General features: G+C 46.3%; 2 protein-coding genes. Both read right to left on the reverse strand.

The features are described from left to right. Positions 1-297, reverse strand: a 297-nt coding sequence (locus JCM16418_RS24095) for a hypothetical protein (protein WP_148298911.1), incomplete at its 3' end; no start/stop codon positions are given. Continuing rightward, positions 287-1,146: RCC1 domain-containing protein (locus JCM16418_RS23340; protein WP_373280741.1), on the reverse strand; the 860-nt coding region annotated here is incomplete at its 5' end. The genes JCM16418_RS23340 and JCM16418_RS24095, both read right to left, overlap by 11 nt.

Below are 1,146 nucleotides of genomic sequence, written 5' to 3' on the forward strand. Positions count from 1 at the left end.
TACCGTCCACGATCCACTTGAAACGGTACTTGACTGCTCCACGATCTGTGAATCAACTAACAATGCACCTGACTCATCCATAACCTGTACCTGGTAAGCCGTGAACTTCGTTAATGCAGCATCTACTTGATTCCATAAAATTGAAGGTTGACTCACATTGGTTGTTGCTGGCGATGCTTGCGTGCCCAGTGGGTAGGCAAGTGTAACAACTGGTGCCTGATCCTCTTGCATCTTCACAGGCACTCCACTTCCTATAATCGTTCCATTTCCTAACTCTCCGTTAAAGTTATGCCCCATCCCAGATACTCCCGTCTTTTGCTGCTATTTGCATAGCACTACTCGCTGCTATAATCTCTACTCCGGTTAATCCGCCTATTGAAATAGGTGTATCCGTATATCTAACTGAAGTACCCGGATATTCAGGCGCATAATAGTAATCCCACACCCAAACGGTGCCATCCTTTTTCACAGCCAAGCTCTTATTATCTGCTGCTCCAATGGCCCTCACATTATTAATTTTAGTATTTTGTACGGGTATGGCTGGTGTAAGTGATCCAGCCTCCCCCCATTTCCATACGGTTCCATCACTCTTTAATGCCATACCATGTACTTTACTCACTGCAATTTGAGTAATTCCATTCAGGCCATTTATCGGCTGAGCTACTGTTCTAGAATTGGTTGTACCATCTCCCAGTTGCTTTTTCGAGTTATCCCCCCAACTCCAGACGGTCCCATCACTCTTTAGCGCAAAGGCTGATTCTCCAGCTGCTACCAGTGCACTGACTCCACTAAGCTCCTTCATTTGTACTGGTGCTGTACGCATCGCTCCCCAAGACCAAACCGTTCCATCATTCTTTAGGGCGTAGCTATTACTTTTATTAGCGGCTATAGCAATCACATTACTGAGTCCATTTACTTCTACTGGTACAGTAGAATTCACTGTATTTCCAGTCCCCAGTTGGCCTGCTCCATTATTTCCCCAGGCCCACACACTTCCATTCGCTTTAACTGCTAGGCTATGCTTGTCACCTACAGCTACTGAACGAATATCGCTTAACCCTGAGATCTGAACGGACTTCGATTTATTCGTTGTCGTCCCGTCTCCTAACTGGCCTTCGTCATTCTGTCCCCAAGCCCAGACGGTCC

The organism is Paenibacillus pini JCM 16418 (assembly GCF_000576305.1).
Taxonomy (GTDB): Bacteria; Bacillota; Bacilli; order Paenibacillales; family Paenibacillaceae; genus Paenibacillus_AQ; species Paenibacillus_AQ pini.